Annotated in this window: 12 protein-coding genes; 10 read left to right on the top strand and 2 right to left on the bottom strand. The window is 31.5% G+C overall.

Features of this window, described 5'->3' with window-relative positions; translation table 11 throughout:
- Positions 1–187: 187 nt before the first annotated feature.
- The 7 genes from E9099_RS05715 to E9099_RS05685 all read left to right on the top strand — a co-directional run bounded on the left by E9099_RS05715 (position 188) and on the right by E9099_RS05685 (position 11,152).
- Positions 188–967: a hypothetical protein gene (locus E9099_RS05715; RefSeq protein WP_136582735.1), complete on the top strand. Its 780-nt coding sequence runs from the start codon at positions 188–190 to the stop codon at positions 965–967.
- A gap of 58 nt (positions 968–1,025) precedes the next feature.
- A complete protein-coding gene (locus tag E9099_RS05710) occupies positions 1,026–4,397 on the top strand; it encodes a WGR domain-containing protein (protein ID WP_136582734.1) in 3,372 nt (1,123 codons plus the stop codon).
- 2 nt (positions 4,398–4,399) lie between these two features.
- Positions 4,400–5,959 (top strand): hypothetical protein, encoded by a 1,560-nt coding sequence (locus tag E9099_RS05705; RefSeq protein ID WP_136582733.1) that lies wholly within the window; start codon positions 4,400–4,402, stop codon positions 5,957–5,959.
- 6 nt (positions 5,960–5,965) lie between these two features.
- Positions 5,966–7,069 carry an AAA family ATPase gene (locus E9099_RS05700; protein WP_205961022.1) on the top strand — a complete coding sequence of 368 codons (1,104 nt, stop codon included), beginning with the start codon at positions 5,966–5,968 and terminating at the stop codon, positions 7,067–7,069.
- Positions 7,070–8,254, top strand: a complete 1,185-nt coding sequence (locus E9099_RS05695) for a VWA-like domain-containing protein (protein ID WP_136582731.1) — start codon at positions 7,070–7,072, stop codon at positions 8,252–8,254. It begins immediately after the preceding gene.
- Between the two features lie 178 nt (positions 8,255–8,432).
- The gene (locus tag E9099_RS05690) at positions 8,433–9,377 is read left to right on the top strand and encodes a M28 family peptidase (RefSeq protein WP_136582730.1); all 945 of its coding nucleotides are present in this window, start codon (positions 8,433–8,435) and stop codon (positions 9,375–9,377) included.
- 5 nt (positions 9,378–9,382) lie between these two features.
- The gene (locus tag E9099_RS05685; protein ID WP_136582729.1) at positions 9,383–11,152 is read left to right on the top strand and encodes a MutS-related protein; all 1,770 of its coding nucleotides are present in this window, start codon (positions 9,383–9,385) and stop codon (positions 11,150–11,152) included.
- Positions 11,153–11,266: 114 nt separating this feature from the next.
- Here E9099_RS05685 and E9099_RS05680 read toward each other — a convergent pair whose 3' ends face one another.
- Positions 11,267–12,031: a hypothetical protein gene (locus E9099_RS05680; protein ID WP_136582728.1), complete on the bottom strand. Its 765-nt coding sequence runs from the start codon at positions 12,029–12,031 to the stop codon at positions 11,267–11,269.
- Between the two features lie 205 nt (positions 12,032–12,236).
- The gene (locus tag E9099_RS05675; protein ID WP_136582727.1) at positions 12,237–13,133 is read right to left on the bottom strand and encodes a thioredoxin family protein; all 897 of its coding nucleotides are present in this window, start codon (positions 13,131–13,133) and stop codon (positions 12,237–12,239) included.
- A 183-nt stretch (positions 13,134–13,316) separates the two neighbouring features.
- Here E9099_RS05675 and E9099_RS05670 point away from each other — a divergent pair, with 183 nt between their 5' ends.
- From E9099_RS05670 to E9099_RS05660, 3 genes are read left to right on the top strand one after another with little or no spacing between them, the layout of a single operon-like run.
- Positions 13,317–14,288, top strand: coding sequence for a sensor histidine kinase (locus E9099_RS05670; protein WP_240788958.1), 972 nt, complete (start codon positions 13,317–13,319; stop codon positions 14,286–14,288).
- On the top strand, positions 14,285–14,980 hold the full coding sequence (locus E9099_RS05665; protein ID WP_136582726.1) for a LytR/AlgR family response regulator transcription factor: 696 nt from the start codon (positions 14,285–14,287) through the stop codon (positions 14,978–14,980). The genes E9099_RS05670 and E9099_RS05665 overlap by 4 nt, the downstream gene beginning before the upstream one ends.
- A gap of 58 nt (positions 14,981–15,038) precedes the next feature.
- A complete protein-coding gene (locus E9099_RS05660) occupies positions 15,039–15,764 on the top strand; it encodes a hypothetical protein (RefSeq protein ID WP_136582725.1) in 726 nt (241 codons plus the stop codon).
- Position 15,765 lies beyond the last annotated feature (1 nt).

The following is a 15,765-nucleotide window of genomic DNA, read 5'->3' as shown; positions in this document are numbered from 1 at the left end:
TTTTTCTTTCAAAATTTCCATTTTTAAACTACTTATATATTGGATTCTGTACTAATTAAAATCAATGTAATTCATTACTAGCAACAATAAATAATTTTTCACGGAAAACAGGGAGAAATAAATTATTGTAAAATTTTAATTTAGCAGAGGAAATAAATTTATAACTGGTTTAAAATATTTTAAAATTATGAGTGAAGATCTCAGAATAACCATTGTTGCATTGATAATTTTAACACTATTAACTTCTGGTATTCAGTGGTTGTTAATACGGTTTACACATTGGTCTATAGCATTAATAATTAGTGCTCTTTTAGCCTTTTTTATTTCGTTCTTATATGTGTCTATTAGTCACGCAACTCCAAATGGCGCGGGTTATAACATACGTTTTTCAGAATATATTCCCCCTACAATTATAGTATTTGCTGCATTTACTGTTAGTTTTTGTTTGGTAAGTTATTTGAGTAAGATCAATATTCATAAAATAGGTTATATAGTATCCATAAGTCTACTGTTTTTAATGATTATTACTTTTTTTATATCCGTTAATAATGCTAATAAACTTGGTGAGGGTTATGCATCGGAGCTCTGTGTAATAGAAGTCATCAATGAAACCGGTAACCCACCTGTAATGCATCATATTAATTTTAGAAACAACGAGAATAACTATGATTTAGGAATTGATATGAAAAAAAACAACGATGTAAATGCATTACGGAATGAAAATGACATCAGATATTTTCCAATTTTCACAAACGAAATAGAATTTGTTTTTATTTCTAATACATCAGCTCTTTTTTTTAGTCAAAAATTTCCGTTTGATTATCGTATATATCGCGAAGATAAGATTGACTTACAAGACAGACGCACACACCTAAAAATAATATTAAAAAGCAATAGTAAAGTCGCTATATACCTTAATGAAAATTTAGTGATAGAATACCAATTAGAAGAATTAGAAAATAATTAAATAGGATAACTTAAAGCTTAATTATTTATCAACATCAAAAAATTATAAAAATAAACCCATGAAATACGCGCTTATATATAAGGACGATAAGTCTAATAAATTTTGGAACATTGAAGTATTAGGTAATGCATATACTGTAACTTATGGAAAAACGGGAACCAAAGGGACTTCTAAAACTAAAACACATGACGATGCAGAAACCTGTATTAAAGAAGCGGATAAAGTAACCTTGCAAAAGCGAAAAAAAGGGTATGTTGATGCTGATGTTACACTGTCAACGACTCCAATAGTTGTAGATGATAAAGCAGAAGCGCATAAAGAGGAAAAGACGCTAGTAGAAAATAGTAATACTCAAATTGAAGATTTTGAAAATGGGGTTAAAATTATAGAAGAGCTTATTGAAAGAAATGAGCTAATGGCTGCTATGGAGTATTCAAAGCAGTTACATGCTTTAAATTTATCAGACGAAGAAGTGATGATGGCTAATCACTTGTCAGGTAAAATAGCGTTTAAGAAGCATGATTTAATAGCAGCGGAACAGTACTTTTTAAAAGGAGGAGCGCAGTCTTATTATGTATTAGCTAAACTATATACCCAAAATAGGGAGTATGCGAATGCTTTTTTGTATTACGAAAAAAAGGGGACTTACAAAGCCCTTTTTAAAGCCGGGAGTATTGCAAAGGTTCAAGGCTTAAGGGACGCGGCTTATAAATATTTAAAAGAAGCTATTACAATTGGAGAAGCAAATGTAAAGAGCACGCTTTGGAAAGCATATTTGAAACTAGGTGCCTTGTATCATACTGAAGATATAAAACTTGCTGAAGACTTTTATTTGAAGGCTATTGCTTTTGAAAATTCAGGAACAAAGGCGTTTAATAATTTAGGGGTATTATATATCAATAATAATAGGTTTGAAGAGGCTTTAAAAGTATTAAATAAAGCGATTGTAAGGTTTCCTGAGCATAGTACAGCCTATTTCAACACATGTTGTTTATATGCGTTACAAAACCAATTAGACGAGGCTAATGTCTGGTTGGAAAAAGCCTTGTATTATGGTTTTGATAGATATAAAGTAAAAGTAGATAGTGATTTAAAGGAGCTGATAAAAACACCAGTTTATAAAGAACTGATGGCAAGGTATAGTTTTGAAAATCGCTATTTACATCATTATAAAAGTAAAATACTACAAGAACATCCTGAGGTGATTGAGGATATTTCATTTTATAAAATGCCAATAGAAAAGGGCTTTGAAGAGGTTTTAAAGAAAGCAATTAATGTTACCCAGTTCAGTTTTGATGGTGCATTAAAAACGTTTCCAACAGTCATTACTAAATTTAAAAAATTAGAAAAGGTAAAACTTACTAATAATTCAATTCAAGATTTTCCTGAGGAATTTTTAAAGATGGATATAGATTGTGTGAGTTTAGAATTGAAATTTTTAAAAGAGTTTCCTGTAGCATTAGGTAGGTTGAAAAATTTAGAATACTTTCAATTGGGTAGTTTTAAATTTCAAGAAATACCTAAAGACATTGCGCGTTTTTCAGATCTAATAACACTTACTATAAAACATGCTAAAGTACTTACCAGCATTCATCGCGAAATAGGGAGTTTGTCTAACTTATGTGTTTTAGAAATTAGAGACACTACTTTAACTCATTTACCTGTTGAAATAGCAGAACTAAAAAAACTAAGTGAGTTAACACTTTCTGAAAACCCAAATATAAAATACTTGCCAGAAGAAATTTTTACGATGCCTAGTTTAGATAGGATTATTTTGCATAAAAATGGGTTCGCTAGTACAGAAGCAACAAAATTATTTGAAGAAGGGAAACAACGTAGGATGGAAAAAAGAATCATGGGCGTTTTTCTTGCTATTTTACAAGATAATGATGCTTATGTTGAAAAAAACGCAACGTTTAAAGACTTTTTATTAGCACTTAATTCGTCGGTAAGTATGCTTCGAAATAAAGTTTTATTACGACTTAATAAACAAGACCTAACGGTTGATTTGGATGCTAATTCTGAGGTTTTGGTTTTAGGGAAGTTTGATAAAAGTATTACCGCTGTAAAAAATGAAGTTAAAGACATGGGGTATGCTGTAGCTAAAAAATGGAGCGCAAAAACAACCCACATTTTAATTGGTGAAAAACCAGGAGACAAACTTATTCCTTTATTAGATAAAACGGTCTGTTGGGTTACAGAAAAACAGATAAGACCTGAAGATACTAAAAAAAGCACGCCTGCTGTAGCGCTTAATGAGATGATGACGCAGCAAATAAAAACCTTATTAGATAGTACAGATGACACCAACTTAACCATGGCAATTGAAATGATTGAAGCGACGCAATCTGCCAATGTGTTTGCAATGTGTTTATTTTTAAATTATCAGTATTCTTCAGATAAAGACAATAAGAAAAATATACTTTCTCTTATAAAGGGGTTAGAGGATGAAATACTAGTAACTCTATTTGCTAAAAAATATGGATTTAAAACTGCTTCAGAGAAAAAAGTAAAAGAGTATATACAAAAGATTCCAAAACTTGCAGGTTTTAATGAAGTAGAATTTGCAAATACTATTTTTGTTTTGAGTGGTAAAGGGGTTGATTATCTTCTGGAAAATGGAACATCAGAACAAAAAAGTAAGGTTTTAAATACTTTGGTAGCGGATGGGGTTTTAGATTTTGGTTACGATTGTGATATAAGAACCTTGCCTGAGGAAATAGGTGAATTAGAGGCGCTTACTAAGTTAGATTTATCGCACCTTAAATTAAAAGAATTCCCTGTGTTTTTGACAAAACTTGTAAGTTTAGAAAACATTTGCTTAGTTAAAACGCGTCTTAAAACATTGCCTAAGGAAATAGCAAACCTTAAAAATCTTACTAAAATAGACTTAAATTCTTGCTCCTTTAAAAAATTCCCGAAAGAAGTGTATCAATTAGAGAACATAGAATATTTATCGTTTGATAAAGGTCATTCAGATTCTAGCCAAGCCATATCAGTGATACCAGAAGGTATTTCTAATTTAAAAAAACTACGAATATTAAAATTTGATAGAAACCCTATTACTTTACTGCCTAATGATATTGGTGAGTTAGATGCTTTAGAATACTTGGGGTTAATGTCCAATGACATTAGCAATCTGCCTGAAAGCTTTGGGGATTTAAAATCCTTAAAAAAATTAGATATTACATGTTTTAATGAAGAAAACCCATATGATTGTTCGGGTATTTTAGCAAAAATAAAGACGTTAGAAGAGTTAACGATATCTACAAGTCAATTTAATGTGTATGCAAATTTATCCAAAATGACGTCCCTGAAAAAATTAGTGATTTCTGGTAGTCGTGATTTAAAAGCTAAAGATTGGGTCGCAGAAGGAAAAAAACAATTACCTAACTGTGAGGTCGGTACTTTGTATAATTATGTTTATTAAATATGAAAGATTTAATTATAAAAAACAGTAAAGCTGTAGATTGCTCTGTTTTTAATACTGTAGACCTTGAAAAATTAACGATACAAGCGTCTACTGTAGCGATACCGTCTGAAATAGGGAGGTTAACCAACTTAAAAGAATTAAGGTTAATAGATAACACCTTAACAAATTTGCCAAAGGAATTATTTGATTTAGATAAAACTTTTATCTTTTTTGAAAATAACAAACCTGACGCTATGCGGGAAATCGGTTTGTTGTTTTTTGATTTTCAATGGAAAAAAATAACAAAAGAACAGGCTATAATTTATCTTTTTATTTTACAAAACGATACGGATAGCATTACCAAAAACGATATTAGTAGGTTATATGACGCTTTAGATTATCGTATTGAATCTGTACGTAAAAATGCACAACAACTACTTAATAAGTGGTTGCCTTTAAAAAGGATTGAAGAAAACGCTGTTATTGCTATCTTAGGGAAGTTTGATGTTTTATCATTAAATGATATTGCACATCGTTTAGATAATGTATCTGTAAACTATGAAACAAAAATAACATCCAAAACAACACATGTTATTTTATGTAATGAACCAAACTTGGATACTGTAAAATTAACGGAATCAAAATCAATAATTAGTACCGAGCAAAATTTTTTAGCATGGTTAAATAAAACAGATGTTCAGTTTTTGTCCAAAAAAAATGAAGAGAATGAAGATGCTTTAGATAATGTATCAGAAATGTTATTGAGTAATAATTCTGAAAATATCGAATTGGCAATACAAATGATGAAGACACATGGGGTATCTAAAAGACTATTGGGGGATCTCTTTATCTTTTTTAATAGAGATAGTAATAACCAAAAGTATTATAGGAAAGCTAAAAACTTGTTCAAGAAAAATGCCCCAAAAGAATTATTAACGTTCTTAGGGGGGGATCATGGAAGTAATTATGAGATTTATCCTTGTAATGAGGCATTTTATGCTTTTTTAAAAGAGACACAAGTTATGGATACAATGCAAATTGCCTTTGCATTGTGTAAAGACCTGTATTATTCAATGTCTAAAGAGTTGAAAAAAGGGGAGGAAGCTTTAACAGCGCTCATAAAAAATGGCATACTAGATATAACTCCGTTGCATAAAATACCTGAAGAACTTAAAGAGCTTAAAGGGTTTTCAACATTAATATGTAGAAACCATTTTAATAAAGGGAGTGCCTTTCCATATTGGTTTTCTCAGTTGCCTATAGCGCGTCTTGATTTATATGATCAAGGCATAGATTTACCAGAAAACTTTCGTGAATTTAAAAACTTAACACATTTATGTTTGCCTACATATTTGGAGGCATTTCCGAGTGTTATAACACAAATACCAACTTTGGAAGTGTTAGAAATGAGTATGACACAATTTGAACGCGTTCCTGAAGAAATAAAAGCGTTAAGTAAGCTTCGTAAAATTATGGTTTTTAGGGAATGGGATGATAAGTTTGAGGAAATTAAAGAACAGAAAAAAGACTTTTTCCCAACAAATTGTAATATTACAAGAGTCGAAAATAAATACAGGTAAACTATTATGACAACCAACCAACATCAATACATATATTACGGCACAAAGGCCAATACTGTTGAAATTGAAAAATTTGTACTTCATACACTCGCTATAAATAAACAAGCTAAGGCTTCTAATCGCAAAAAAACACCCGTATGCATATGGGGGAAACATGGTATAGGAAAAACAGAATTAGTAGAAAGTATTGCCAAAGAACACGGGTATAAATTCACCTATATTGCACCTGCCCAATTTGAAGAAATGGGAGATTTATTAGGGATGCCCAAAATTGTAGATAATGAAACGATTACTGTAGCTCCATCTTGGGTACCTACTGTAGATCAACCAGGTATTCTATTAATTGATGATGTAAATAGAGCAGATGATCGGATTTTAAGAGGCATCATGCAATTGCTTCAAAATCATGAATTAGCGAGTTGGAAGTTGCCAGAACAGTGGCATATTATTTTAACAGCCAATCCTGATGGTGGTGATTATTCTGTGACCCCTATGGATGATGCTATGTTAACACGGATGCTTCATATTACAGCCGAATTTGATTTACAGGCTTGGGCTGAATGGGCTCTTAAAAAAGGTGTTGATCAACGAGGGGTTAATTTTGTGCTGACCTATCCAGAAATTGTAACCGGTCAGCGTACAACTCCACGTTCTTTAGTTCAATTTTTTACTTCAATTGCCGGTATTAAAGATTTAAAAAAAGAACTTCCTTTGGTAAGGATGTTAGCTGATTCTTGTTTAGATGCCAATGCCAGTGCTGCTTTTATTTCTTTTGTACAGCAAAATCAAAGTAAATTAATAAGTCCGGAAGAAATTATAAATACAAAAAAATTCGCTGAAGATGTTGAAGCGCATCTTAACGAATTAGTTATAGCAGAACACCGAATAGATATTCTTGCTACACTTTGTACTCGTTTAACATTATATCTTAAATCATTAGAAAAAAAATGTTCTAAAGCACAATTAGAAAATGTAAAACTGTTTCTTAAAATGGAAATTATACCCAATGATATTCGTTTGTCTATGTTGGGCGATTTAACCAAAACAACCTCAGTAAAATCTATTTTATTAGACCCAGCATTAAGTAAGTTATTATTACAAAAAATGTAAATGGATATAATACAAGACATCTCTAAAACGACTATTAAACTTATCATTCAAGACCCTTTTTATGGGCACTTTTTTACACATATATTAAGAAAAAGTAATCCTAAAATAAAAACGGCAAGTATAACTTTGACAGAGACGGGTAGTATTCTTTTAGAAGTAAATGAAGATTATTGGAAAACCTTGTCTATTGATTTAAAAATTGGTTGCATTAAACATCAAATACTGCACATTGTATTCAAACATATTTATGCAATAAAAAAATATGGGAATGCAAAATTATTTCATATTGCGGCTGACCTTGTGGTTAATCAATATTTAAAAAGCACACAGTTGCATGAGCGTGCGATAGTATTAGATGATTTTCCTTTTTTAAACTTAAAAATAAAAGAGTCTGTTGGTTATTATTATAAGCGTTTACAAGAGGTGTATCCTTTAAATTCAACAACATCTTCTAGTACAGGAGATACATTTGAAAAAACAACACTATTAGAAGAGCATAAGGGCTGGTCTGCTTTTCAACAACAGAGCGGTGCTGAAAAGCAGATAACGGCAGAGAAATTAGATACTTATGCGCAAATGAGTGCAAAAAGATTAAAAACTACAGATTTCGGTAATCTTCCAGGTGAATTAATTTCGTACTTAACTGAGGTTGAAAAAAGATTAAATCCTGTTGTTAACTGGAAAAGAGTACTTCGTCTTTATATGCAAAATAGTAGAAAAACATATTTAAAAACGACGTTAAAAAAGCCGTCTCGAAGATATGGCACATTACCAGGTATAAAAATAAAACAAAAACAAAAAATTTTAATTGCTATTGATACGTCCGGTAGTATTGATGAGAATGATTTGAGTAGTTTTTTTTCAGAAGTATATTCTGTTTGGAAGCAAAGCCCTGATATCCGAATTGTTTTATGTGATACCGAAATACATGAGCAATATCCTTATAAAGGGATACTTCCTGCCATTGTTGGCGGTGGTGGAGGTACCAACTTTAATCCGCCAATTCAATTTTCTAATACCTATCGACCAGATGTATTATTGTATTTTACAGATGGACATGCGCTAGCTCCAAATATAAAAAGTCGTACGCCTATTATTTGGATTATTAGTTCCGACGGACTTTCTAAATCCGATCCAGCATGGGAAGCACTGCCGGGACGAAAAGTTAAGTTGTCTTTAAGTTAATTGGCATGCTTTTAAGATGTGTTTTGTTGAAAAGGGACTATAAACCGACGTGTTAAATAGATCGTTTTATTACAGGTGTTTTGTTAAATTAAAGCAATAGTAGTGCGGTTTAAATAAATAAAAACGCGAGCAATAAGCTTGTTTTTTTTTCTTAATTTTACTTCTTGTTATTTTTAATATGAAAAGATTCTACCCTCTATATTTATTGGTACTAAGTACCACGCTTATTAGTTGTAAAACACAAACTGCTGAAGCACCAAAAAAAGTCGATAAAACAGTTGCTTTAGGACAGTATTCGTTTTCGACAGCGGCGTTACTAGAAGATGTTAAAACCTTGTCTTCTGATGCTTTTGAAGGTCGCAGAACCGGAACTAAAGGGGCGGAATTAGCAAGGGATTATATTATCAAACGTTTTACGGAGTTAGGGGTTAAGCCTCTAGTGCCGGGTTACAATCAACCTTTTTCTTTTGAAACAAGTAAAAAATATGAAGGGGCTAATGTTTTAGGTGTTGTTAAAGGGACTTTACAGAGTGATACATACATTGTGGTATCGGCACATTACGATCATGAAGGTATTAAAAACGGGAAAATTTATAACGGAGCAGATGATGATGCTTCTGGTATTAGTGCGTTGTTCGCTTTCGCGGAATCTTTTGCCGAGAACCCACCAAAACATAATGTGATTTTAGCGGCATTTGATGCTGAAGAATTAGGTTTGAAGGGAGCATATCATTTTGTAGAAGATAATGCTGTGCAAAAACGAAACGTAGTACTTAATTTAAATATGGATATGATTAGTAGAAGTGAGGATAAACAGTTATTTGCTGTTGGGTCACGTTACTATCCCATTTTAAAACCAACACTTCAAAATTTTGAAGCTATAGGTGGTGTCGCATTAGTAATAGACCATGAAGGGATAACCAAAGCAGAAGATTGGACGTTTTCAAGTGATCATGCCGCATTTCATAAAGCTGAAATTCCATTTATCTATTTTGGCGTTGCGGACCATGAAGATTATCATGAGCCTACAGATGATTTTGAAAATATTAATCAACAGTTTTACAAAGATGCAGTAGAAGCTATAATTACTGTATTTAATCAATTTGATAATTTAGATTTATAATATAAATGACAGATTCTAATTCTTATTACAGTGCTAATATCACTAATTATGCAGCCGAAGTTTCAAAACTGTATAAACAATTAACGTCTTTAAGTATTGCAAGACTTTTAGTTTTTATAGCCACAGCAATTGGTGGTTATTTTACTTTTGGATCCTGGCCTTTATTTGCGGGTGTTTTAGTTGCGGGGGCTATTGGTTTTGTTTTTTTATTGTCAAAATATACAACAATCAAGGCGACGTATAATTTGAAAAAAGAACTAGTAACCATTAATAAAGAGGAATTAAAAATTAATTCTGGCGATTTTTTTGATCGTGATGGGGGACTTCAGTTTCAAGATCCAAGCCATAATTATGCGTTAGATATTGATTTGTTTGGACGAGGTAGTTTTTACCAATTTATAAACAGAACAACTATTGATGATGGTTCTCAAGCTTTGGCTAATAGTTTAAAGGCAAATGCTACAGAGGGTATCGTGTTAAGACAAGAGGCGATTAAAGAATTAGCTTCTAAAGCAGATTGGAGACAACAATTTCAAGCAAATGCTGGACTAATTAAAGTGGAGACTAAAGCCACAACCATCCTTGAGTTTTTAAAATCACACCAACCTATTTTACCTCGATTTTTTAAATCTATACCTTCAATTATTTCAGTTTTGACTCTGATTATTTTTGGTTTAGCTATCGCGAAATTAATTCCTATCCCTATGACTGGGTATTGGTTGTTGGTCGGTTTGATTATTTCGGGGCGTTACGTCAAAAAAATAAATGTGTTATCTGCCAATACAGATAAAATGCGTGATACTTTCAGACAATATGCGGTACTATTAAGTGCTATTGAAAATGAAACTTTTACTGCTCCATTATTATTGGAGAAACAAGCTCAAATTCAACTTAAAGACAAAAAAGCCTCTCAAATTTTAAGAGAGTTATCTAAGGCTATGGATGCTTTAGATAACAGGAGCAATTTGATTTCGGCGCTTTTTGGGAATGGGTATTTTTTAACAGATATAAAAAACACTTATGCGATAGAGCAGTGGTTGCAAAACTATAGTGATATAGTAGAGGATTGGTTTGAAGTAGTAGCCTTTTTTGATGCTTATAACAGTTTAGGTAACTATAGTTTTAATCATCAACAGTATGTTTATCCTCGAATAGTGGAAAAAAACAGTGACACAAGCGTAACGGGATTAGGACATCCCTTGTTAAAATCAGAAAAGCGTGTGGATAATGATTTTGAAATAAAAAATCAGCAGTTCTTTATTATTACAGGCGCTAATATGGCTGGTAAAAGTACCTTTTTACGTACTGTCTCTTTACATATTGTTATGGCTAATGTTGGATTGCCTGTATGTGCAAAATCATCGGTTTATAGTCCTGTAAAATTGATTACAAGCATGCGCACAAGCGATTCGCTAACGGATGATAGTAGTTACTTCTTTTCGGAGTTGACACGTTTAAAATATATCGTAGACGCTATTAAGAAAGATAATTACTTTATTATTTTAGATGAAATCTTAAAAGGAACCAATAGTACGGATAAAGCTATTGGGTCACGCAAGTTTGTAGAAAAGTTAGTGGCAAGTCATGCAACTGGTATAATTGCGACACATGATTTAAGTTTATGTGAAATTGAAGACCATTTAAAAGAGGTTAAAAACTACTATTTTGATGCGCAAATCATTGCTGATGAGTTGTATTTTGATTACACCTTTAAAAAAGGAATTTGTCAGAATATGAATGCGAGTTTCTTATTGAAGAAGATGGAGATTGTTTAGGTTTTGAAGCTGTTTTTTACTGTCAAATACTAGTCGTACTCTTTTATTTGTAGGTTTAGCTTCGTTTAAAACCATAAGGTTAATAGTAGTGAAGCAGTAAATGTCATAAGTATGCTATGTTTTAGGAATGACCAATGTTTCACTAAAAATCCACTTTTTAATTAAATTAGCATTCGTAGTAATTTCAGCAAAAACATATAAATTAGATTGAAAACAGGGCGAGGTTTCTGCTAATTCAATGACCACCTTATCATCGCAATAACTAGAATGTAAAAAATAAAGTTCCTTGTCTTTTATTAAAACATATCCCACATGATTGTCTAGTCCAACAAAGTATATCCCGTCGTTATAGACTTGATTAAGTTTGTCTTTTAAAGCGTCAAAAGTAAGGTTAGAGTATGTCTTTAATTGGCTTTTTGGTTGTAACGCAATAGCTTCATGCAGGCCCGCTTGTTGTGCCATTTTATAGCGGTTAACTTTAAAATCTAAATGCTTTAAAGTGGTTGATACAAAATAACCACACGCAATTAAACCATCATTCGGGGTGTTGGTGTAGCCATTAAAATCCCAAGTAGTACCATACCAATGTGGTGTTAAAACATTAATTAATTTGTCATAAAGGTAGTTTGATGCCGAGTCTAGTGCTTTCCTGCTATCCGTAGTGTATAGCGATTTAAAGTAACTTTTATCTTCGCTAATGCGGGACTTTAAAAGCGTATAGTTTCCGTTGGCTTTAAAATTGATACCTAGCTTGATACTGTCTAGAGCGGTTATGACGACCTTAGTGACTAAAGGGTTTTTATCTTGATTTACTATTTTGTTTAGTCCAATTACGTTGTTTTTTTGACGATTACAACTAATAAAACAAGTAATGAACAATAGTAAGAATGTGGTTTTTTTGATGATTGTATAGCTTTGGTTAGGTTAAATATAACAAAAAAAGCACATTTTTATTATTGTCAAAAGTAAAGGTAATGGATTTTTGAAATAGTACGTTGTAGTCTGTTTTTAATTTTATTATTGCAATTAAAAACTTCCTCTACTTGATAAGGAGTGATAAGTCTTTTTTCAGATTTAAATGTTGTTATTGTTTTGTTTCTATATTAATTTTAGAAATCATGTCTAAAGCATTTTTATCTTCAGGTTTTAATTCTAAAACTTTGTTGTAATTTTTCAAAGCGTCAGGATAGTTTTTGGTTGTGAAAAAAGCTTCACCTAAACTGTCAAAAGTGTTTGGATTATTAGGGAATAACTTTGTGTTTAAATCAAAAATATAAAGTGCTTTGTCGTATTGTTGATCTTTTAAATGCCAGTAACCTAAAGTATTTAGTTCTTTACTACCTTCTGAGTATTCTGGTAAAAAAGTCAGGTACTTTGGTTCTAGTTTTTGAAGGTCTGCAATAGGTGTTTTTTCTAAATTATTAAAAATAATATTTGCGACATAATACTTTGGATAGTAAGGCTGGTTAGTGACTATTTTTTCGATGTCGCGTTCAAAAGTTTCAACAGGATGTTCCACTATCCTATTAATTTCTTTTCCGTCTTTATAAAAAATAAAAGTTGGGACACGGTGGATGTTAAATCCTTTTTCTTCGCCGTTAGGTCCTTTTTTGTAGCTGTCTTTGGTATTGTCTAGAGCAAAGACCTCTAAGTTATCCATGTTAAAATCAGCCAATTCTAATACCCTGTAAAAACGCGGTACTTCTTTTTTACTATCACCACACCAAGTTCCTAAAAAGGCTTTAATGGTATAATTGTTTAGCGAGTCTTTAAAGGTGTTTATTAGTTTCTCGTTGGCTATGTAATCATCATAACTTTTATTAAACCAATTTTTATAAGCGTCTTTTAAAAGCCCTTCTTTATTAATTTGTCCTAATAATTTTGTTTGTCCTTTGTCATCCAAAACTTCCGTGTTTAGTGTTTGACCTATGGAAGAATTTAAGGTTATTAGGAAAAGAGCAAATGATACAAATAATTTCATAAATATTGTTTTTGATTGAGATATTCAAATCTAATTTTAATCTTACTCAATTAGTAATTATTTAAACCAACAACAGACTTAAGCTTATCAACAACGTGTTTTATGTAGTTTGCATTACTTTTAATGGCTTTTGTACTTTGTTTTTGATGGTTTTAAGTTTTTGGGTTACTTTCAGCCTATATTATGATAGATTTTAAAAAACATACCTCGCAAATATTAGTGCATATTTTATTTTGGATGCTATTTATGTTTGTGTCCTTATTTATCTTCTCAAGGTATTATTGGGCTGAAAACCCGTTTTTACAGTACTTATCCATTTTGGGTGTTATCGTTTATGTTAACCATTTTGTGCTTTTACCTTTTTTTGTAAAACGAAAATGGTACGTACTTTATGGTTTGTTATTTATTGCAATCTCCTTTTTTGCTACACAAGTGTACTGTGACTTTTTTGCACAATGTGGGTGTTCTATAATGAAATGTTTAAGCGATTATTTATGGCAAACCTTGGTGCCATTAATTTTCTTTTCATTTATATGGATGTTGTTTCGGTTTTTGGATGAACAAAGACTTAAAGAAGATATGATAAAACAACATACAGAAATGGAGTTGAAATTTTTGAAATCTCAAATTAATCCACACGTATTATTTAATAATTTGAATACGATTTATTCCTATTCTATAGAAAAGCCCAACGAAACACCAGAGCTTATTTTAATGTTATCTGATAATTTAAAACATGTTTTGTATGATAGTAATGCAGCATTTGTTGATTTAGAAAAAGAACTTCATTTTCTAGATAATTATATTAAATTCCAAAAGATTAGAACAGAAGGTGTTAAACATATCGAGTATACTGCTAATGTAATGTCAGGTTATAGTAAAATTGGACCATTATTGTTAATTACTATTATTGAAAATGCGTTTAAACATAGTACACTAAATAGTACTATATTCATACAGCTTACGGAAAAAGATAACACATTAGTTTGTACTTGTATTAACGAATTTGAACATAATAATATAGATAATACCGACTCTAAAATTGGATTTAAAAATCTAAAAAAACGATTGGATTTGTTGTACCCAAATAAGCATCGGTTGCATATTGAGAAGACGGACCAATTTAAAGTAATTTTAACCTTAGATCTATCATGACTTGTATCATTATTGAGGATGAACTACCTGCACAGAATTTGCTTAAAAACTATTTAAGTAAGTTGCCTAATATGGAATTGTTGGGCACATTTCAATCGGCTATCCAGGCGCATAACTACTTTAAAACAAGCACTGCGGATGTTGTGTTTTTAGATGTGAATTTACCAGATATATCAGGTATAGATTTTATTAAAAACGTAAAGAATGCACCTGCCATTGTGATGACAACCGCTTATCCCGATTATGCCGTTAGCTGTTTTGAGCTAGATACTATTGTGGATTATTTAGTAAAACCTTTTGGGTTTGATCGCTTTTTAAAAGCAATTAATAAAGTCGAAAGGAGATTAGATACAATTAGTGACACCAAGGATATGGTAGAGGAATCTATCTTTTTGAATGTAGATAAAACGCTTCATAAAATAGTACTCAACGATATTTTGTATTTAGAATCGGACAGGAACTATATTACGTTGGTGACTAAAACACAAAAATTGTCCTACATAGATTCGCTTAAGAATTGGATTGAAAAACTGCCTGCGGATTACTTTATTCAAATTCATAAATCTTATATCATTAATACTAAATATGTGAGTAAAATTTCTGGGAATGAAGTTTACATCGATAGACAACGCTTACCGATTGGACGGAGTTTTAAGTCTTGTTTGTTTAGAAAGCTAAGAATAATTTGTTAAAATGTGTTAATTTATTACAAATTCTAAGTATTTTTAGAGCCTAACTAAATACGTATACATGAAAACATTTCAATTATTTTTTACATTATTTTTTCTGGTTGTAGTTAATAGCCTTACAGCTCAAGAAGTTAGTTTTGATAATCAAGTTTATGTCGTTTATAAAAAAGCGATCATTTTAAATGGAGAAGAAGTTACTAAGGACTTAACAAAAGAACAGCAAACTGGGATTTTTGATTTAGCAAAAGTCAAAAATTTTGAGAATGAAGCTCTTGAAAAAGAAAAGGAAGAAGCTGCTAAAGAAAAAGAAGCTGTATCTGAGAAGAAAGAAAAAGAAGCAGAGAAAGAGATTAAGCAAAAAGAAAAGCAAGCGGAAAAAGAGCGCAAAGAACAAGAGAAGTCAGCTGAGGAAGCCGTTAAGCAAAAGGAAGAACAAGCTAAAGCAGAGGAGAAGGAGATTGAAGAAAAAGAAAAGGAAGCAAAAGAGGCTGCTAAGCAAAAAGAAAAGGAAGCTAAGGAGAAAGAAAAAGAGGAGAAAGCTCAAGAAAAAGAACGTAAAGCCGAAGAAAAAGCTAAGGAGAAAGAAGAAAAAGCAATTGAGAAGAAGAAGAAGGCAACAAAGGATGTTGAAAAAGCGACTGAGAAACTAGAAAAAGACACTAAAAAGTTTGATAAGTTAAAAGGTAAAGGAGAACTGTCGCCTAATGACATCGAAGAATGGAATGAGAAACTTGAAAAATTAAAGGAAAAAGTGGTAGATTCTAAGGAAAAGTTAGGTAAGCTTTAAT

The sequence above is a fragment of the Psychroserpens sp. NJDZ02 genome (assembly GCF_004843725.1).
Classification (GTDB): Bacteria; Bacteroidota; Bacteroidia; order Flavobacteriales; family Flavobacteriaceae; genus Olleya.
This window is presented reverse-complemented; position numbering and strand designations above follow the sequence as displayed.